We start from the raw sequence: 17,094 nt of genomic DNA on the forward strand, positions 1-17,094 counted from the left end.
TCTGCCCTTCCGCTGGATCACAGCATCGGGGCATGTAGCGCTCTTCAGTGCGGGCCGACCTTCTGCGGGTCGTGTCTCCGTGTCCTTCGCGGTGTAATGGAATTACAGACACGTATGCGAAAGTGACAGATTCAGCGTTCGAAGATACCGCAAACACTGCAATCTGCCAATTATGCTTAATCTGGAAATATTTTCCAAACAAGCCGTTGTGTTGCAATATTAGCCACTTGCAGACTTCGCGCCACGGCCACGTCTGCCTTGTGTAGCACGACTACCGGGAAGCTTACCGCGCCACCGCCAGGCATTGACGGAAATAGGCCCAGTCGAACGCCGGGCCGGGGTCGCTCTTGCGCAGCGGCGCGATGCGCGCATGAGAGGTAATGCGCGTGTCGTCGAGCGCCGGATAGGCCGCCACCAACGACCGGGTCACCTCGGCGAGCCGGCGGTACTGACGCTCCCGATAGGGGGTGATTTCATCGCCCTCCAGCTCGATGCCGATGCTGAAGTCGTTGAGCTCGACGCGTTCGCGCGTGCCGTCGAACCAGCGCGAGCGTCCCGCATGCCAGGCACGCTGCTCGAACGGCACGAACTGCACGCACTCACCATCGCGACGGATCAGCAGATGCGCCGACACCCGCAACGCGGCGATATCACGGAAGGCCGGATGCGCCTCGGGCGCGAGGCGGTTGGTGAACAGCCGCTCGATGGCATCGCCGCCAAACTCGCCGGGTGGCAGGCTGATGGAATGCAGCACCAGCGCCGAGATTTCCCCATCCGGTCGCGCGTTGGCGTTGGGCGAAACCACCCGCCGCACCGTTGCCAGCCAGCCAGCCTCGATTCTCACACCGCCTCCCCTGCCGTAGTCCGGCCGCATTGCCTATAATGGCCGCATTGTCGCACACCGGAGAGCCAGACCCGCCATGCACTATCATGAGGCCCTCGCCGAGGAGATCCGCACCAGTACCGCACGCCTGCTTGCCGAGGACGTCGGACCGGGTGATATCACGGCGCAATTGATTCCCGAACGCCAGTGGGCTCGCGCCCGGGTGATCACCCGCGAGGCGGCCGTGCTGTGCGGCGTGGCCTGGGTCGACGAGCTGTATCGCCGGCTCGACCCCCGAGTCAACCTCACCTGGCACGCCGCCGACGGCGACCGGCTCGAGCCCGACCAGGTGTTCGTCGAGCTGGAAGGCCCCGCCCGCAGCCTGATGACTGGCGAGCGCGCGGCACTCAACCTGCTGCAGACGCTGTCCGGCACCGCCACCCGCGCGCGGGCCTACGCCGACCGGGTCGCCGACACCGGCGTGCGCCTACTGGACACGCGCAAAACCCTGCCGGGGCTGCGCCTGGCACAGAAGTACGCCGTCACCTGCGGCGGCTGCCACAATCATCGCATCGGGCTCTACGACGCCTTCCTGATCAAGGAGAACCACATCGCCGCCTGTGGCGGCATCGCCGCGGCGGTGCGCGAGGCGCGCAACATCGCCAGCGACCTGCCGGTGGAAGTGGAAGTGGAGAATCTAGAGGAGCTGGACCAGGCCCTGGCGGCCGGCGCCGATGTGGTGATGCTCGACAACTTCTCGCTCGACGACCTGCGCGAGGCGGTGGCGCGCACCGCCGGGAAGGCGACGCTGGAAGCCTCGGGCAACGTCAGCGACGCCACCCTCGAGGCGATCGCCGCCACCGGTGTCGACTGCATCTCGATTGGTGCGCTGACCAAGGACGTCAAGGCGATCGATCTGTCGATGCGCGTCGAGCACGTCGAGAGCCGCTAACGCGGCTCGTCCGGCACCGCATCAAGTTCACGAACCATGCGCACCCGGGGCAAGGACTCCCCCTGGCGCTCGACCCATTCGTCACCCAGGCGCCGCCAGCCGCGGCGCACCAGGCCGTCGGCCAGCACCAGGCTGGCCTCGATGGTCACCCGGGTCAGGCCTCGCTCGCGCAGCAGCGCTTCGCCAAGCGCGAGCAGGCGTGCGCCGATGCCCCGGCGTGCCAGCGACGGCCAGACATAGAGCGTCACGATGCGCCCCTCCGCGACGTCGAGCTCGCAGAAACCCACGCAGCGCCCGTCGCACTCGGCGACCAGCGTGGCATGCAGCGCCTGCCGCGCCGACCAGGCGCTGGCCTCGCGGGGCAGCGCACTGACCCAGGCCTCGCGCTGGGCCAGCGTGTAACGACTGGCCGCGCCCTGCATCACGGCATGATGGAAGACCTCGGCCTGGTCCGCCGCGTCGCGGGGCAAGGCCTCGCGAAAACGAATCCGTTCATCCATGGCTTGCTCCTCGCCGGCCGGCGCCGGCTGACTTCATCCCCCCGCAGGCCAAACACCGCTCGTCGACGGACGCAGCGGCGGGCATAATGACACCATGCACGATCATCCCCCTGCCTCGTCCGACGCCTTCACGCTGACACCCATCGGCCGCATTGTCAGCGACTATCCCGACAAGTTCGGCATTCCCCGCCAGCCGGGGCTGGCGCCGGAGGCCCGCGGCCGGCTCGAACTGCTGCCGCCGTTCAACGACCCGCTGACGGTGCGCGGCCTGGAAGACGTCAGTCACCTGTGGCTGACTTTCGTCTTCCACCGCAGCCCCGAGCGCTGGACGCCGCTGGTGCGGCCGCCGCGGTTGGGCGGCAACGCTCGCATCGGCGTGTTCGCCACCCGCAGCACGCACCGCCCCAACCGGCTGGGGCTGTCGCTGGTCGAGCTCGCCGGCATCGACACCCGCGACGGCGTGACCCTGCACCTGCGCGGTCACGACCTGGTCGACGGCACCCCGGTGCTCGACATCAAGCCCTTTCTGCCCTGGGCCGAATCACCGTCCGAGGCACGCGCCGGGTTTGCCCCGGCCCCGCCCGCCCGGCTGCCGGTACGCTTCAGCAACCGTGCCGCCGGCCAACTGGCCGGGCGCGTCGACGGCGACTCGCTGCACCGGCTGATCGCCCAGATACTTGCCCAGGACCCCCGCCCCGCCTACCGGCGCGGCGCCGAGGCACGGCGCTACGGCGTCCCGCTGCGCGACGTCGATGTGCGCTTCCGGGCCGTCGAAGACGGTGACGGCGGCGGCGTGACCCTCGAGGTGCTCGAGATCGTGCCGCTGGCCACGCCGCGCCCCTGAGGCGCCGGGGTCAGTCGAAGGCGATGCCCAGCCGGCGGCCGACTTCCTCGTAGGCCTCGATCACACCGCCCAGCCCCTGGCGGAAGCGATCCTTGTCCATCTTCTCGAGGGTCTCGGCGTCCCACAGGCGGCAGCCGTCGGGCGAGAACTCATCGCCCAGCACGATCTCGCCGTGGAACAGGCCGAACTCCAGCTTGTAGTCGACCAGCAGCATGCCGCCGTCGAGGAACAGCTGCTTGAGCACCTCGTTGACCTTGAAGGTCAGCTCCTTCATTCGCGTCAGCTGTGCCGCCGTGGCCCACCCGAAGGTAGTGGCCAGCGACTCGTTGATCATCGGGTCGTGCTGGGCATCGTTCTTGAGGAACAGCTCGAAGGTGGGCGGATCGAGCACCATGCCCTCCTCGACGCCGAGGCGGCGCACCAGGCTGCCGGCGGCGCGATTGCGCACCACGCACTCGACGGGAATCATGTCCAGCTTCTTGACCACGCACTCGGTGTCGGACACCAGGCCGTCGAAGTGGGTGGGCACCCCGGCCTCGGCCAGCTTGCCCATGATGAAGGCATTGAACTTGTTGTTGACCAGACCCTTGCGCGCCAGCGATTCCATACGCTCGCCGTCGAAGGCGCTGGTGTCATCGCGGAAATGCAGAATCAGGCGGTCGGGGTCGTCGGTCCGGTAGACCGACTTGGCCTTGCCGGCGTAGAGCTCGTCGCGTTTTTCCATGGGGGAAGACCCTCCGAAGTGAGGCGAAAAACCAGGGCGGGGCGTCACTCGCGACGCCCCGCCGATCCGTTGGCAGCGTTACACGGCCCGGTCGCCCGAAGGATACCGTTCATGCCACGTCCCGCCAGTCGAAACCATGCGCCTGGGCGGCCACGGTCAGCCGCCCCGTGTCGCCGTCGAGCAGCGGCTCCAGCGCTTCCCGAGCCAGCTCGGGACGATTGTTCTGCTCCGACAGATGGGAGCAGACGATGTGCTGCAGCCGGTCCAGCCCCAGCCGCCCGAGCAGCCGGCTCGCCTGGGCGTTGGCCAGGTGCCCCCAGTCGCCGCCGACCCGCCGCTTGAGGCTCGGCGGATAGGGCCCGTCGGCGAGCAGGCGCGGGTCGTGGTTGCATTCCAGCACCAGCGCGTCACAGCCGCGAAAGCACTCGATCACGTGCTCGCTGGGATGCCCCAGGTCGGTGAGGATGCCCAGCGAGCGCCGATGAGCGTGAAAGCGGAACTGCACCGGCTCGCGCGCATCGTGGGGCACGGTCACCGGGTCGATCTCGAGGCCGGCGATGGCGAAGCGCGCCTGGGGCGTGATCAGGGTGTGTCGCGGCACCTCGCCGAGCCGCCGCGACAGCCAGGTGCCGGCACTGAGATACACCGGCAGGTGGTGACGCCGCGCCAGCGGCCCCACCCCGCGGATATGGTCGCCGTGCTCGTGGGTGACCAGTACCGCCGCGAGCTGGCGCGGATGCAGCCCGAAGCGGGCCAGGCGCTGTTCGGTCTCGCGCAGGCCGAAACCGCAGTCGACCAGCACGTGCGTCTCGCCGTCGCTGACCAGGGTCGCATTGCCCTTGCTGCCGCTGCCCAGCGAGGCGAAGCGCAACCGGCGCCCGGCGAGCGGGGCCGGCGTGGTGTCCACCGTCATCAGCGCAGCGTGGCGGCCACGGCGTCGAGCACCTCGCGGGCCTCGCGCTCGCCCATCGTCTTGCCGTCGGCACGGGCGACCTTGACCACGGTGCGGCCGGCGCCGGCATCGCTCAGCGACAGGCGGTAGCGTTGCGGCTGGTCACTGCTGAACCAGTCGAACCAGCCGCCGTCCTCGGCGCTCGAGCGGTAGTCGATCAGCAGTTCGCCGGCGCTGCGGTTCTGGTCGACGAGACGCCGTCCGTCGCCGGTGAAGTTATTCTCGAGCTGGTACTGCAGCTCCGACCAGGCGCGGTCCTGCGGCAGAGCCAGCACCAACTGCCACTGGCCACCGGCGTTCTGCAGGCGTACCCGCTTCTCCTGGCCGATCTGCTGGGCGGCCAGCGAAACGCCCTGAGTATCGGCGCCGGTGGCATCCAGATAACCCTTGAGCGCGGTCAGGCACTCACCGGCCTCGGACGCCGGGCCGTTGCAACGCACTTCACTGGTGGCCTCGCGCAGCCCCTGGCGCACACTCAGTTCGGCCTGGGGGGTGACGATCAGCCCCCGCGAGGCATCCTGGGTGGTGGCCGTCAACCCACGGGTCTGGACGAAGCGCTGCAGCTGCGGCCAGACGCCGCCCGGCGCCGCATTGACCAGCAGCCAGCGGTCGTTGCCCGCCTTGCGCAACTGAACGTAGGGGGCGTCGTCTTCCTCACCGCCGGCCAGCGGCTGCGGACGCGGCGCCTCGAACTCGCCGTCGGCGGCGAAGTCGTTGTTGACCTCGGGAACCGGCATGGCGTTCTGGTAGCGTCCCGCGGGCCGGCTGTCCGGCAGCTCTAGCGGGGGGGCCATCTCGGCGGCGCGATACTCGTCGTTGCGGTCGTAGTAGTAGCCGTCACCGCCGCATCCGCTGACGACCACGCCGACGGCAACGACCAGCGGCATCCATTTGAAGACGGGTTTCATGCTTCTACCTTGTTTTGCGTGGGGCCGGGTGCGACTCAATCTTCGAGAACGCCGGCGAGCTGCAGCGCCTCGCCCACGGTGGAATGGTACTTCTCGGACAGCCAGGTCAGCGGCAGACGAATGCCCTTGTCGGCATACCCCATGCGGCTCAGCGACCACTTGACCGGGATAGGGTTGGCCTCGACGCCCAGCGCCGTGTGCAGCGGCATCAGGCGCGTGTTGATCTGGTGGGCCCGCTCGGTATCGCCGGAAACCGCCGCCTCGCACAGCTCGTGCATGGCATGCGGCGCGACATTGGCGGTCACCGAGATGTCGCCGTGGCCCCCCATCAGCATGAAGTCGCAGGCGGTGGGATCGTCGCCGGAATACAGCGCGAAGCCAGTGCCCTTGAGCCGCTCGATCAGCTCCTCGGCGCGCTCCAGGTTGCCGGTAGCGTCCTTGAGGCCGACGATGTTGTCCACCTCGGCCAGGCGGAAGACGGTCTCGTTGTAGAGATCGGAGCAGGTACGTCCCGGCACGTTGTAGAGGATGACCGGCAGGTCGCCGCCTTCGGCAACGGCCTTGAAGTGCTGGTAGAGCCCTTCCTGGGTGGGCTTGTTGTAGTAGGGGCAAACCGACAGGCAATAGTCGGCACCCACTTCCTTGGCGTAGCGCGCCAGCTCGACGGCTTCGGAGGTGGCGTTGGCACCGGTGCCGGCGATGACCGGAATGCGGCCGCGAACTTCCTCGACAACGGTGCGAATGACGTCGAAATGCTCGGCGAACGACATGGTGGTGGGCTCGCCGGTGGTGCCGGCGGCGACGATGGCATCGGTGCCATTGTCGAGATGGAAGCTCACCAGGCGACGCAGCGCCTCCCAATCGATCTCGCCGGACGCTTTCATGGGGGTCGCCAGCGCGACAATGCTGCCTGTGATCATCCTGCAGTGCTCTCCTGTTGATCGGCCCGTCCGGTAGCGGCTACCGGGCCGGCGAAACCATCGTGATCGATACCCGGTCCAGAGGCCAAATGGTACTCAGGCGCTCGAGGCCTGTACAGGTCAAGCGCCACCGGCGTCAATCCACCGGGTGGCGGGGGCTTTACAGCCGAGCGCGGCTTGCGTGTAATCGCGGAGTCTCGTCCCGCCACCCGAGGAGTCCATCATGAGCGTCAGTCCCGGCCAACCAGTTCCCGATTTCACCGCCCAGGCAACCAACGACACCACCGTCACCCTGTCCGAGCTGCGCGGCAGGCAGGTGGTGATCTACTTCTATCCCAAGGACCACACCCCCGGCTGCACCACCGAAGGCGGTGACTTCCGCGACCACAAGGCCGACTTCGACGCCGCCAACACGGTGATCCTCGGCGTCTCCCGCGACGGCCTGCGCGCCCACGAGAACTTCAAGGCCAAGCAGGGCTTCAACTTCGAGCTGATTTCGGACAAGGACGAGTCCCTGTGCCGCCTGTTCGACGTCATCAAGCTCAAGAAGCTGTATGGCAAGGAACACCTGGGCATCGAGCGCAGCACCTTCCTGATCGACACCGACGGCAGGCTGGCCCGGGAGTGGCGCAAGGTCAAGGTACCGGGCCACGTCGCCGAGGTGCTCGACGCGGCCCGGGAGCTCCACGCTCAGTCCTGAAGGTCGACCTGGGGCAACGGCTGGTCCCGCTTCGCCACGCTGCGGGGCCAGGCCTGCACCAGCGCCTTGAGCAGGGTGGCCAGCGGAATCGCGAAGAACACGCCCCAGAAGCCCCAGATTCCGCCGAAGAACAGCACCGCCAGGATGATCGATACCGGGTGCAGGTTGACCGCCTCGGAGAACAGGATCGGCACCAGCACGTTGCCGTCCAGCGCCTGCAGCACGCCGTAGGCGACCACCACGTAGACAAACTGCTCGCCCAGCCCGAAGTGGAAGCCGGCCACCGCCGCCACCGGCACCGTGGCCACCGCCGCGCCGATGTAGGGCACCAGCACCGAGAGCCCGACGATCAGCCCCAGCAGTGCCGAATAGGGCAACCCGAAGAACCAGAAGGTGACGAAGGCGGTGCCCCCGACGATGGCGATCTCGATCGCCTTGCCGCGGATGTAGTTGGCAATCTGGTCATCCATCTCGTACCAGATACGGGTCATCAGGGTGCGCTTCTGCGGCAGCAGGGAGAGCGTGAAGCGAGTCAGCGACTCGCGATCCTTGAGCAGGAAGAATACCAGGATGGGCACCAGTACCAGGTAGATGATCAGCCCCAGCACGTTGCCCAGCGAGGCCAGCGACAGCGTCAGGGCACGCTGGCCCAGCTGGGTCGCCTCGCGCCCCGCGGTGGCGACCCAGCTGTCGATCTGCGCCGGGGTGATGACCGTGGGATAGCGGGTCTGCATGTGCTCGAGCCAGGCCTGGACGCTGGTGAACATGCGCGGCGTCTCCTGTACCAGATCCACCATCTGGTTCCACACCAGCGGCATGACGATCAGCGCCAGGGCCAGCAGCATGCCGAGGAACACCAGGAACACCACCAGCACCGACAGCAGTCGCGGCAGGCCGTGGCGCTCCAGCCAGCCGACCACGCCCTGCAGCATGAAGGCCAGGATCAGGGCCGTGAAGAACGGCGCCAGCATCTTGCCCAGCCAGATCACCGCCGCGAAGCCGAGCACCAGCACCAGCAGCAGGACGATCGCTTCCTCGTCGGAGAAGTAACGCTCGAACCAGGTCTTGAAGACCGCCTTCATGGTCATGCCCCGCTACCGCCCTTGCGAATCCAGTAATGATACTCGTCGTCGCGCGTCTCGCGCGCCAGCAACTCGTGGGCCCCCTGGGCGGCGAACGCCTCGAAGTCGCGCCAGGAGCCCGGGTCGGTCGCCACCACGTACAGCGTCTCGCCGGAAGCCAGGCGCGACAACGCCTGCTTGGCCTTCAGCAGGGGCAACGGGCAGCTCAGGCCTCGCGCGTCCAGCTCGTCATTCGGTTGCAGGCCCATGCCGCCTCCCGTGAGAATGGTCGAAAACGCCTCGATTTAACGGCACTTTGTACGGTGAATCAATGTCCGAGCCAGGGTGCCCATCAACGACGAGGAGCGCCATGTTGCGGCTCTTGACGACCACCCTGCTGACGGCACTGCTGGCCTCGCCGCTGCCGGCCGCCGCGGCCACGCCCTCCGGCGATGCCGCCCTGCCGACGCTGGGCGACAGCGGTGGTGGGGTTTCCAGCGACGAACAGTACCGGCTGGGACGCGCCTGGCTGCGCCAGTTCCGCGCCCAGACCCGGACCTGGCAGGACCCGATAACCCGCACCTACGTGGCCTCGCTGGTCGCCCGCCTGCTGCCCTACAGCCACGTCGGCGATCTCGACTGGACCGTCACCCTGGTGGACAGCCGCCTGCTCAACGCCTTCGCCGTGCCCGGCGGGGTGATCGGCGTCAACCAGGGGCTGTTCGCCTTCGCCGACAGCGAGGATGCCTTCGCCTCGGTGCTCGCCCACGAACTCGGCCACCTGGGGCAGGATCACTACGCTCGGCGCAAAGAGCGCGCGGAGGAAACCCAGCTGCCGACCATGGCGGCGATGCTGGCCGGCATGGTGCTGGCCGCCGGTGGTGCCGGCAACGCCGGCATGGCTGCCATGGCCGGCTCCCAGGCGGCCTTTATCCAGGATCAGCTGGCCTACTCGCGGCGCTTCGAGCAGGAAGCCGACCGCGTCGGCCTGCAGGCCATGGCCGATGCCGGCTTCGACCCGCAGGCCATGCCCGCCATGTTCCGCGCCATGCAGCGTCTGACCAGCCTGCAGGGCGGCAATCCGCCGGAGTTTCTGCTCACCCACCCGGTGACCCAGTCACGGATCAGCGATACCCAGGCCCGGGCCGACCAGCTGCCCAGCCCGCCGGAAACCGGCGACGACCCGCGCTATGCGATGATCCGCGCCCGTGCCCTGCTGGCGCTGTATGCCGACGATCCGGAACAGGCCATGGCCCGGCTTCGCGAGGGCAAGGCGCCGCCCGACGCGCAGCACTACCTGCAGGCACTGACCGCCGCTGCTGACCACCGGACCACCCAGGCACTCAATCAGCTCGATGCGCTGGCCGAGCGCTGGCCGGATCTAGCCCTGCTCCCGGCGACCGCCGCCGACGTCGCCCTCGACGCCGGGGACCGCGCCGCCGCGGCGAAGCGAGCCGACCGCCTGCTGCAGCTCATGCCAGACTACTATCCGGCGCAACTCGTGAAGGCTCGGGTGCAACTACAGGACGCTCCCGCCGCCGCCTTCGAGCGGCTGCGCGACATGAGCCGACAGTATCCCGAGAATCCGCGGGTCTTCGATCTGCTGGCGGAAGCGGCGGGCCGCAGCGGTCATCCGCTGTGGGGCATGCTGGCACGTGCCGAGGAACTGCAGCTCACCGGCCACATCGACCGGGCGATCAAGCAGCTCGACATCGCCGAGGAGGACGCCCGGCGGGCCGGGGATTTCGCCATGGCCGGCCGCTTCAAGGCCCGTCGCCGGGACTACCTGGATTACCGCACCACCCTGCAGCAGTTCTAGCGGGCGCTGTGGCAGCGATGACGCCCGAGCCGGTATCGCGACAACACCGGCTCGGGCGGGGTTCATCCGGGTTTAACGCTGGAAGTTGAGCATGCGCTCCAGCGGCTTGAGGGCGCGCTCGCGCAGCTCGGCATCGACGAATACCTCGCCGCTCAACTCGCGCAGCGAGCCGGCCAGGTTGTCCAGCGCGTTCATCGCCATCCACGGGCAATGCGCGCAGCTCTTGCAGGTCGCGCCGTTGCCGGCGGTGGGCGCCTCGAACAGCGTCTTGTCGGGCACCGCCTGCTGCATCTTGAAGAAGATGCCGCGGTCGGTGGCAACGATCAGCCGTTGCTGGGGCAGCTCCCGGGCGGCGTTGATCAGCTGCGAGGTGGAGCCCACCACATCGGCGATCTCGACCACCGAGGCCGGCGACTCGGGATGCACCAGCACCGCGGCGTCCGGATGCAGCGCCTTGAGATCGGTGATGCCCCTGGCCTTGAATTCGTCGTGGACGATGCAGGCACCGTCCCACAGCAGCATGTCGGCCCCGGTCTTGTCACGGATATAGCCGCCCAGGTGCTTGTCGGGGGCCCACAGGATCTTCTCGCCGCGGGCGTGCAGGTGCTCGATCACGTCCACCGCGATGGAGGAGGTCACCACCCAGTCGGCCCGGGCCTTCACCGCCGCCGAGGTGTTGGCGTAGACCACCACGGTGCGGTCGGGATGCTGGTCGCAGAAGGCGCTGAACGCGTCCGCCGGGCAGCCGATGTCCAGCGAGCAGGTCGCCTCCAGGGTGGGCATCAGCACGCGCTTCTCGGGCGAGAGGATCTTGGCCGTCTCGCCCATGAAGCGCACCCCGGCGACCACCAGCGTCGAGGCCGGATGACGGGCACCGAAGCGGGCCATCTCCAGCGAGTCGGCGACGCAGCCGCCGGTCTCCTCGGCAAGCTGCTGGATGGCGTCATCGGTGTAGTAATGGGCGACCAGCACGGCATCGCGCTGCTCGAGCAGCTGCTTGATCTCGTCGATGCGCGCCTCGTCCTCGGCGGCGATCCGCGTCGGGCAATAGGTGCGCGTCAGATGCTCTCGGACGAGAGCACGGGAAGTCATGGTTGTCATCGTGTCTACCACTGCGACAGGCAGGGGCTCCCCCTGCGTTCACCGGAAGCGCCACGGACGATCAGGCTCGTCCGTCACGCACCTGAAACACTGATGGTACTGCGCCGCTCCGACATTGCCCAGCCCCGGAATCCTCCCTACCCCCTCCCGCAGATCCAGGCACACGCAAAAACGCCCCGACAGCAGGGCCGTCGGGGCGTTTTCGGGAAATTCTGGTGGGTCGTGTAGGATTCGAACCTACGACCAATTGGTTAAAAGCCAACTGCTCTACCAACTGAGCTAACGACCCGAAGCGCCATAGGCGCCAGAATCGGCGGGAGTGGTGGGTCGTGTAGGATTCGAACCTACGACCAATTGGTTAAAAGCCAACTGCTCTACCAACTGAGCTAACGACCCGCCGCCGGATCGTCGGAACCGCCACCGATACGGGAGCGGATGGTGGGTCGTGTAGGATTCGAACCTACGACCAATTGGTTAAAAGCCAACTGCTCTACCAACTGAGCTAACGACCCGTCCGACAGGGCGCACATAGTACTTTCCGTGCGCCGAACTGGCAAGCACTTTCTTGATCCGATTCAGCGCTTAACGCGAATGCGGCGCACCGCGCGGCTTGCGCATCGCCCGCACCGGGCGCCGCTTGTTCTTGTCGCGGCTCCAGCGATTCTGTTCCTCGGGCGTCAGGCTCGGCACCTTGCGTGGCTCGAGCCCCGCCATGGCCGACAGGTCATCGATCTCCTCCTGGGTCAGCTCGACCCACTCGCCGGCCTTGGCCCGCTTGTCGAGGAAGATGTTGCCGTAGCGCACGCGCTTGAGGCGGCTGACCGTCAGCCCCTGGGACTCCCACAGCCGGCGCACCTCGCGGTTGCGGCCTTCCATGATCACCACATGGAACCAGGTGTTGATGCCCTCGCCACCGAACTCCTGGATATCGGTGAAGCGCGCCGGCCCGTCCTCGAGCATCACGCCCTCGACCATCGCCACCACGTGCTCGCGCTGGACGTGGCCCATGACCCGCACCGCGTACTCGCGCTCGATCTGCGTCGAGGGGTGCATCAGGCGGTTGGCCAGCTCGCCGTCGGTGGTGAACAGCAGCAGGCCGCTGGTGTTGATGTCCAGCCGGCCGATGGCGATCCAGCGCTCGCCCTTGAGCCGCGGCAGCCGTTCGAAGACGGTACGCCGCCCTTCCGGGTCCTTGCGCGTGCACAGCTCGCCCTCGGGCTTGTTGTACATGATCACCCGGCGCGGCACTTCGGCGTCGGCGCGCAGGTTGACCGGATTGTCGTCGAGGCTCACGCGGTCGCGGATCTCGACCCGGTCGCCGAGCGTGGCGACCTGGCCATTGACCTTGACGCGGCCGTCGCTGATCGCCGCTTCCATCTCGCGGCGCGAGCCCAGCCCGGCACGCGCCAGGACCTTCTGGAGTTTCTCGGTGTTGCTGTTCATGAATCGGATGACATCTCGTCTGATGAGTGATCCGCGCCGCCCGCGGCGCCATCATCGGCGTCGCTGTCTGCTGGGCGGGCGCGTGCGGCCAGGCGTGCCTCGAGATCGGCGAAGCTCAGGCCCGTCCGCGCTGACGCCGTCCCGGCGTGTGTCGTTTCGTCGGCCGTCCCGGCCGTCGGGTCGTGCATTGTGCCGGTTTCCCCGGCGCCTGTCGCCGGCGCATCGCCCGGCGGCGTGTCCCCAGCCGCGCTGGATTCAGCATAGCCCGATTCCTCGCCGAGCTCGACGTCCTGCAGCGCGTGCATCGGCGGCAGCGCATCCAGGGTCTTCAGGCCGAAATCGTCGAGGAACTGCCGGGTGGTGGCATAGACCGCCGGGCGCCCCGGCACGTCGCGGTGGCCGACCACGCGGATCCAGCCACGCTCGCTCAGGGTGCGCATGATCGAGCCGCTCACCGAGACCCCGCGCACCTCCTCAATGTCGCCCCGGGTCACCGGCTGACGGTAGGCGATCAGCGCCAGGGTCTCGAGCAGCGCCCGCGAGTAGCGCTGGGGCCGCTCGTCCCACAGCCGCGCCACCCAGGGCGACAGGCGCCGCCGGATGCGCAGCTGATAGCCCGAGGCCGACTCGAGCAGTTCCAGCGCGCTCTCGGTCAGCCGCGTCTCGAGGTGCGCCAGGGCCTCGCGCAGCTCGCGGCGCGGCGGGCGCTCGTGATCGTCGAAGACCTCCGCCAGCCGCTCCAGCGACAGCGGCTCGCCGGCCGCCAGCAGCGTCGCCTCGAGAATCTCATCCAGCCGGGTTTCGCTCATCGGGGCTCTCCTCGAAGGCACTCTCTGCAAAGGCACTCTCGCCGTGCTCGTCTTCCCAGTCCTCGTTCGCCGTGTCACCGGGCTCCCCGCCCTGCCGGGCACGCACGTGGATGGGTGACAACGGCGCGTTCTGGACGATCTCGATCAGCGCCTCCTTGGCCAGCTCGAGAATCGCCATGAAGGTCACCACCACCCCGGCACGCCCCTCCTCGAGCGTGAACAAGGACTCGAAGGCCACGAAGCGGTCATGGTCCAGGGCCGCCATGATGCGCAGCATGCGCTCGCGGGTCGACAGCACCTCGCGGCTGACGGTGTGCGCCTGGGTCAGCTCGGCCCGCCGCAGGATGCCGGCCAGCGCGCCGAGCAGCTCGTCGAGCTCCACCTCGGGGTGCACCACCCGGGTCTCGAGCGGCGGCAGCGCCGCCCTCGCCGGGAACCAGTCGCGCCCCTGACGCGGCAGTTCGTCGAGCGATTCGGCGGCGTTCTTGAGCCGTTCGTACTCCTGCAGGCGACGGATCAGCTCGGCACGCGGGTCCGCCTCGTCATCCTCGGCGTCGCCCTTCGGTGGCCGCGGCAGCAGCGTGCGCGACTTGATCTCGGCGAGCATCGCCGCCATCAGCAGGTACTCGCCGGCCAGGTCGATCTCCAGCGCCTTCATCAGCTCCACATACTCGATATACTGGCGCGTGATCGCCGCCACGTCGATGGCGAGGATATCCAGGTTCTGGCGGCGGATCAGATAGAGCAGCAGGTCGAGCGGCCCCTCGAAGGTCTCGAGAAACACCCGCAGCGCCTCCGGCGGGATGTAGAGATCCTCCGGCAGCTCGCGCAGCGGCTCGCCGGCGACCAGCGCCAGCACCGTCTCGACGCCCTCGGCACCGGCGTCGCTCGCGGGCGGTTGCTGGCCCGCGGCATCCTGCAGGGCATCGTGAGAAGAGTCGCTGGCCGTCATGGGGGTCCTCGTTCGCCGAACCGGGCAGTCTACCAAGGCCGGGCCACGGAAACACCCTTGCCGAAGCCGTTCCCAGGGCAATCGCCGTTGGCTCTGGCGAGGGCGCCGGGAGCAGGTTGAAGAGGGGGTCCTACGCCATGGCCGGAAAGTGCTCCTTTCCATTCCGGCATTTCCGCCATCCATGGCGGTCAGATGGCGTAGGTAGCGCCCATGGAGGGGTTCACAGCGCCCCCTCGCAGACCTGCCGACGGATCGGCCCGAGTCATGTTGCAGCTATTTGCAGTGGCCCTGGAGTCGTACCTCGCCCGTCACGGACCAGTGCCGGCGGGGGCCGCCCTGCGGTAGCGGCCGGTGTAATCGAACAGCTTCTCGCGCACCTGCCAGTAGCGGCCGACGCGCCGCCCCACCACGAAGTCCGGCGCCTTGAGCCGCCGCTCGCCGTCGATCACCGCCTCGGGCGTCTCCGGTCGCCAGTCGCTGCCCGGGGCACGCAGGTGCGCACGCAGAAACGCCGCGGCGAAGGCCCGCCGCTGGGCCGGGGTCTCGAGCGCGAACCACTCGTCGAGGGTCGCGCCGTCCTCGTCGTGATAGGTCACCTTCAGGCGCGGCAACCCGCGGCCGTTGGTGACCGCGGCCAGCTGCATGCCCGAGACCCGCAGCACCCGAGCGTCCTTGAGCTTCAGCGCGTCGCGCAGCTTGTCGTCGGGGTCGACCAGCCGCGCCCCGCAGCCGTGACAGGCCCGCGCGGCGATGTCGTTCTCGGCACCGCACTGCTCGCAGGTCTTGAAGCGAAAGCGGAACGCGCACTGCTCCATCGCTGTCGGTCTTGACGTTGTGCTTTTAGCGCGGCTTCGGGCGCTATCAACCAGCCCCTGGCAGCGCCGACCGTAATGCTCGATCACCAGATCGCCGTCGCGCTTGCCCCAGAACAGGTTGGCATGCCCGCACTCGGGACATTCGACCTGGACCGGCTCGGCGTCGGAGTCGGGCCGCGGTGCGCCGACTTCCGGTGCGTAGAGATCCCAGGGGTTGCCGGCGTAGTCGAGGATCAGGCAGTCCTGCTTGCCCGGCGCCAGGCGCAGGCCACGGCCGACGATCTGCTGGTACAGGCTCACCGACTCGGTGGGCCGCAGGATGGCGATCAGATCGACATGGGGCGCGTCGAAGCCGGTGGTCAGCACCGCCACATTGACCAGATACTTGAGCCGCTGCGCCTTGAAGGCTTCGATGAGCCGGGTACGCTCGTGCGAGGGCGTGGCACCGGTAAGCAGCGCCGCCTCGGCATCGGGCAGATAGCCCAGGACCTCCTCGGCGTGGGCCACCGTGGCGGCGAAGATCATCACCCCGCGCCGCTCGCGGGCACGCTCGACGACCTCGGCGACGATCGTCGGCGTCGCCCGGTGACCGCTGACCACGCGATTGAGCTCCGCCTCGGCGAAGACGCCGCGCGAACCGGGGGTCAGTCGCGAGAAATCGTAGCGCTCGACAGCGGCGTCGATGCGCCGCGGCTCGGCCAGATAGCCCTGCTTGACCATCAGCCGCAGCGGCTGCTCGAAGACGCAGTCGCGAAAGAAGCAGTCCGCCTCGCCGCGCACCATGCCGTGATGATGGCGGTGGTAGATGAAGCCCTGGCCCAGGCGGTACGGCGTGGCGGTCAGGCCCAGCACCTTGAGGCGCGGGTTGGCGGCGCGGAAATGCGCGATCACCCGCCGATAGCCGGCGTCCTTGTCCGGCGAGACGCGATGGCACTCGTCGATCACCAGCAGGGTGAAATCCCCCACCGCGAAGGCCTCGAGGTTGCGCACCACCGACTGCACCGAGCCGAAAACCACCTGCCGCGCGGCCTCCTTGCGGCCCAGCCCGGCGCTGAAGATGTCGGCCTCGAGACCGTAGGCCCGGTACTTGGCGTGATTCTGCTCGACCAGCTCGCGCACATGGGCCAGCACCAGCACCCGGCCCCGTGCCAGGCGCGCCAGCTCGGCGATCACCAGCGACTTGCCGCTGCCGGTGGGCAGCACCACCACCGCCGGGTCGTCGCCGGCACGAAAGTGCTCGACCACGCGCGCCACGGCCTGGCGCTGGTAGGGGCGCAGCGTCGGCACGTCGGGGCGGTCACTCATGCCGAGGCCTCCTCGCCGACAATGCCCTCCCGGCCTGCCGGAGAGGATTCCCCGGACACGAGAGTTGAAGAAACGGACAACGACCCGACATACTTATGTACACCTCGGCGGCCGACAGGGACGTCGCCGGCCCTGTCTTCGCCCACATCGCAAGAGGAGATGGCCCACCATGAAAGCACCCACCGGTCCCGAATGCCCCGTCTGCGGCAGTCGCGAAAAGCGCTTCCCGCCGGGGCGCGAGGGGCAGTATCACGTCTTCTGCGACAACTGCGACCATGACTTCGGTCGCTACGACCAGTTGATCGGCCAGTTCCGCCACATCCTCGACGATCTCGAGCACCAGCTGGGCATCGACGACGCCTCGCCGCGCTCGACCCCCGAGTCGTCCGACGCCCCGCCGCGCTGACGACCGCGGCACCGCCGCCAGCACAACGTCAAGGCCGCAGCCCGGAGGCTGCGGCCTTTT

The 17,094-nt window shown here is 68.2% G+C and carries 18 protein-coding genes and 3 tRNA genes; 5 read left to right on the plus strand and 16 right to left on the minus strand.

Going from position 1 to position 17,094, the window contains the following annotated elements; all coding sequences use genetic code 11:
• Positions 1 to 283: 283 nt before the first annotated feature.
• A complete protein-coding gene (gene ampD / locus ACTCB7_RS10400; protein ID WP_463006623.1) occupies positions 284 to 844 on the minus strand; it encodes a 1,6-anhydro-N-acetylmuramyl-L-alanine amidase AmpD in 561 nt (186 codons plus the stop codon).
• Positions 845 to 920: 76 nt separating this feature from the next.
• Between ampD and nadC the strand changes: the two genes are divergently transcribed.
• On the plus strand, positions 921 to 1,775 hold the full coding sequence (nadC, locus tag ACTCB7_RS10405) for a carboxylating nicotinate-nucleotide diphosphorylase (protein ID WP_463006624.1): 855 nt from the start codon (positions 921 to 923) through the stop codon (positions 1,773 to 1,775).
• On the opposite strand, the gene ACTCB7_RS10410 is transcribed toward nadC, so the two are convergent.
• Positions 1,772 to 2,275: a GNAT family N-acetyltransferase gene (locus ACTCB7_RS10410; RefSeq protein ID WP_463006625.1), complete on the minus strand. Its 504-nt coding sequence runs from the start codon at positions 2,273 to 2,275 to the stop codon at positions 1,772 to 1,774. The genes nadC and ACTCB7_RS10410 overlap by 4 nt on opposite strands.
• A 94-nt stretch (positions 2,276 to 2,369) precedes the next feature.
• On the opposite strand from ACTCB7_RS10410, the gene tsaA reads away from it, so the two are divergent.
• Positions 2,370 to 3,119: a tRNA (N6-threonylcarbamoyladenosine(37)-N6)-methyltransferase TrmO gene (gene tsaA, locus ACTCB7_RS10415; RefSeq protein ID WP_463006626.1), complete on the plus strand. Its 750-nt coding sequence runs from the start codon at positions 2,370 to 2,372 to the stop codon at positions 3,117 to 3,119.
• A 10-nt stretch (positions 3,120 to 3,129) separates the two neighbouring features.
• Here the strand turns inward: tsaA and purC are convergent, their stop codons facing one another.
• From purC to dapA, 4 genes are all read right to left on the minus strand, one after another.
• Positions 3,130 to 3,843, minus strand: coding sequence for a phosphoribosylaminoimidazolesuccinocarboxamide synthase (purC, locus tag ACTCB7_RS10420; protein ID WP_463006627.1), 714 nt, complete (start codon positions 3,841 to 3,843; stop codon positions 3,130 to 3,132).
• A 109-nt stretch (positions 3,844 to 3,952) separates the two neighbouring features.
• Positions 3,953 to 4,756 (minus strand): MBL fold metallo-hydrolase, encoded by an 804-nt coding sequence (locus ACTCB7_RS10425; protein ID WP_224416604.1) that lies wholly within the window; start codon positions 4,754 to 4,756, stop codon positions 3,953 to 3,955.
• Positions 4,756 to 5,703 (minus strand): outer membrane protein assembly factor BamC, encoded by a 948-nt coding sequence (locus ACTCB7_RS10430; protein WP_463006628.1) that lies wholly within the window; start codon positions 5,701 to 5,703, stop codon positions 4,756 to 4,758. The genes ACTCB7_RS10425 and ACTCB7_RS10430 overlap by 1 nt, the downstream gene beginning before the upstream one ends.
• Before the next feature lie 35 nt (positions 5,704 to 5,738).
• Entirely contained in the window at positions 5,739 to 6,623 is an 885-nt protein-coding gene (dapA, locus tag ACTCB7_RS10435; RefSeq protein WP_463006629.1) for a 4-hydroxy-tetrahydrodipicolinate synthase, read from the minus strand.
• Between the two features lie 223 nt (positions 6,624 to 6,846).
• On the opposite strand from dapA, the gene ACTCB7_RS10440 reads away from it, so the two are divergent.
• On the plus strand, positions 6,847 to 7,323 hold the full coding sequence (locus ACTCB7_RS10440; RefSeq protein WP_463006630.1) for a peroxiredoxin: 477 nt from the start codon (positions 6,847 to 6,849) through the stop codon (positions 7,321 to 7,323).
• Here ACTCB7_RS10440 and ACTCB7_RS10445 read toward each other — a convergent pair.
• Together ACTCB7_RS10445 and ACTCB7_RS10450 are read right to left on the minus strand one after the other, a co-directional pair.
• Positions 7,314 to 8,411, minus strand: a complete 1,098-nt coding sequence (locus ACTCB7_RS10445; RefSeq protein ID WP_463006631.1) for an AI-2E family transporter — start codon at positions 8,409 to 8,411, stop codon at positions 7,314 to 7,316. The genes ACTCB7_RS10440 and ACTCB7_RS10445 overlap by 10 nt on opposite strands.
• Positions 8,408 to 8,653, minus strand: coding sequence for a sulfurtransferase TusA family protein (locus ACTCB7_RS10450; protein ID WP_224416601.1), 246 nt, complete (start codon positions 8,651 to 8,653; stop codon positions 8,408 to 8,410). The genes ACTCB7_RS10445 and ACTCB7_RS10450 overlap by 4 nt, the downstream gene beginning before the upstream one ends.
• Positions 8,654 to 8,754: 101 nt before the next feature.
• Between ACTCB7_RS10450 and ACTCB7_RS10455 the strand changes: the two genes are divergently transcribed.
• The gene (locus ACTCB7_RS10455; protein WP_224416600.1) at positions 8,755 to 10,203 is read left to right on the plus strand and encodes a M48 family metallopeptidase; all 1,449 of its coding nucleotides are present in this window, start codon (positions 8,755 to 8,757) and stop codon (positions 10,201 to 10,203) included.
• A 72-nt stretch (positions 10,204 to 10,275) separates the two neighbouring features.
• On the opposite strand, the gene nadA is transcribed toward ACTCB7_RS10455, so the two are convergent.
• The 8 genes from nadA to ACTCB7_RS10495 form a co-directional block, all read right to left on the minus strand.
• Positions 10,276 to 11,304, minus strand: coding sequence for a quinolinate synthase NadA (gene nadA, locus ACTCB7_RS10460; RefSeq protein ID WP_396821771.1), 1,029 nt, complete (start codon positions 11,302 to 11,304; stop codon positions 10,276 to 10,278).
• Between the two features lie 213 nt (positions 11,305 to 11,517).
• Positions 11,518 to 11,593: transfer RNA gene (locus ACTCB7_RS10465), tRNA-Lys, on the minus strand.
• Positions 11,594 to 11,624: 31 nt separating this feature from the next.
• Positions 11,625 to 11,700, minus strand: a tRNA-Lys gene (locus tag ACTCB7_RS10470).
• 40 nt (positions 11,701 to 11,740) lie between these two features.
• A tRNA-Lys gene (locus ACTCB7_RS10475) sits at positions 11,741 to 11,816 on the minus strand.
• A gap of 70 nt (positions 11,817 to 11,886) precedes the next feature.
• Entirely contained in the window at positions 11,887 to 12,747 is an 861-nt protein-coding gene (gene rluB, locus ACTCB7_RS10480; RefSeq protein ID WP_463006632.1) for a 23S rRNA pseudouridine(2605) synthase RluB, read from the minus strand.
• Positions 12,744 to 13,556 (minus strand): SMC-Scp complex subunit ScpB, encoded by an 813-nt coding sequence (gene scpB, locus ACTCB7_RS10485; RefSeq protein WP_463006633.1) that lies wholly within the window; start codon positions 13,554 to 13,556, stop codon positions 12,744 to 12,746. The genes rluB and scpB overlap by 4 nt, the downstream gene beginning before the upstream one ends.
• Positions 13,534 to 14,508 (minus strand): segregation and condensation protein A, encoded by a 975-nt coding sequence (locus tag ACTCB7_RS10490; RefSeq protein ID WP_463006634.1) that lies wholly within the window; start codon positions 14,506 to 14,508, stop codon positions 13,534 to 13,536. The genes scpB and ACTCB7_RS10490 overlap by 23 nt, the downstream gene beginning before the upstream one ends.
• A gap of 308 nt (positions 14,509 to 14,816) precedes the next feature.
• Positions 14,817 to 16,628, minus strand: coding sequence for a DEAD/DEAH box helicase family protein (locus ACTCB7_RS10495; protein WP_463006635.1), 1,812 nt, complete (start codon positions 16,626 to 16,628; stop codon positions 14,817 to 14,819).
• A gap of 169 nt (positions 16,629 to 16,797) precedes the next feature.
• Between ACTCB7_RS10495 and ACTCB7_RS10500 the strand changes: the two genes are divergently transcribed.
• Positions 16,798 to 17,034 (plus strand): transposase, encoded by a 237-nt coding sequence (locus ACTCB7_RS10500; protein WP_224416594.1) that lies wholly within the window; start codon positions 16,798 to 16,800, stop codon positions 17,032 to 17,034.
• Positions 17,035 to 17,094 lie beyond the last annotated feature (60 nt).

It is taken from the genome of Modicisalibacter sp. (assembly GCF_055145905.1).

Coding starts and splice junctions, on each gene's coding strand:
- nadA (WP_396821771.1), bottom strand. CDS start 11,304: ATGACAACCATGACTTCCCGTGCTCTCGTCCGAGAGCATCTGACGCGC.
- ACTCB7_RS10430 (WP_463006628.1), bottom strand. CDS start 5,703: ATGAAACCCGTCTTCAAATGGATGCCGCTGGTCGTTGCCGTCGGCGTG.
- purC (WP_463006627.1), bottom strand. CDS start 3,843: ATGGAAAAACGCGACGAGCTCTACGCCGGCAAGGCCAAGTCGGTCTAC.
- ACTCB7_RS10425 (WP_224416604.1), bottom strand. CDS start 4,756: ATGACGGTGGACACCACGCCGGCCCCGCTCGCCGGGCGCCGGTTGCGC.
- rluB (WP_463006632.1), bottom strand. CDS start 12,747: ATGAACAGCAACACCGAGAAACTCCAGAAGGTCCTGGCGCGTGCCGGG.
- tsaA (WP_463006626.1), top strand. CDS start 2,370: ATGCACGATCATCCCCCTGCCTCGTCCGACGCCTTCACGCTGACACCC.
- ACTCB7_RS10455 (WP_224416600.1), top strand. CDS start 8,755: ATGTTGCGGCTCTTGACGACCACCCTGCTGACGGCACTGCTGGCCTCG.
- scpB (WP_463006633.1), bottom strand. CDS start 13,556: ATGAGCGAAACCCGGCTGGATGAGATTCTCGAGGCGACGCTGCTGGCG.
- nadC (WP_463006624.1), top strand. CDS start 921: ATGCACTATCATGAGGCCCTCGCCGAGGAGATCCGCACCAGTACCGCA.
- ACTCB7_RS10450 (WP_224416601.1), bottom strand. CDS start 8,653: ATGGGCCTGCAACCGAATGACGAGCTGGACGCGCGAGGCCTGAGCTGC.
- ACTCB7_RS10440 (WP_463006630.1), top strand. CDS start 6,847: ATGAGCGTCAGTCCCGGCCAACCAGTTCCCGATTTCACCGCCCAGGCA.
- ACTCB7_RS10500 (WP_224416594.1), top strand. CDS start 16,798: ATGAAAGCACCCACCGGTCCCGAATGCCCCGTCTGCGGCAGTCGCGAA.
- ACTCB7_RS10495 (WP_463006635.1), bottom strand. CDS start 16,628: ATGAGTGACCGCCCCGACGTGCCGACGCTGCGCCCCTACCAGCGCCAG.
- ACTCB7_RS10410 (WP_463006625.1), bottom strand. CDS start 2,275: ATGGATGAACGGATTCGTTTTCGCGAGGCCTTGCCCCGCGACGCGGCG.
- ACTCB7_RS10490 (WP_463006634.1), bottom strand. CDS start 14,508: ATGACGGCCAGCGACTCTTCTCACGATGCCCTGCAGGATGCCGCGGGC.
- dapA (WP_463006629.1), bottom strand. CDS start 6,623: ATGATCACAGGCAGCATTGTCGCGCTGGCGACCCCCATGAAAGCGTCC.
- ACTCB7_RS10445 (WP_463006631.1), bottom strand. CDS start 8,411: ATGACCATGAAGGCGGTCTTCAAGACCTGGTTCGAGCGTTACTTCTCC.